Below are 229 nucleotides of genomic sequence, written 5' to 3'. Positions count from 1 at the left end.
CTACCGCGCCTACCTCATGGACGGCGTGCGCCCGCACAGCTGGTACCTCGAACGCCCCGGCCGATGGATCGCCGAAGAGGCCGGCGCCACCAGCCACCTGCCAACCGAAACCCTGCACCTCACTGACGCGGGCCTCTCCGCCACCCCCGGAACCCTCCCCGCCAGCATCAACTCCCCCGCCCACACGGGTGCCGAGGCGGGCGAATACTGCGCCATCGGGCGCGGCCCC

Annotated in this window: 1 pseudogene; it reads left to right on the top strand. The window is 72.9% G+C overall.

The features are described from left to right. Window positions 1-25: 25 nt before the first annotated feature. A pseudogene (locus AB2B41_RS23845) lies at window positions 26-229 on the top strand (CocE/NonD family hydrolase); the annotation flags it as partial.

Source organism: Sulfitobacter sediminis, from assembly GCF_040811725.1.
GTDB lineage: Bacteria > Pseudomonadota > Alphaproteobacteria > Rhodobacterales > Rhodobacteraceae > Sulfitobacter > Sulfitobacter sediminis.
This window is presented reverse-complemented; position numbering and strand designations above follow the sequence as displayed.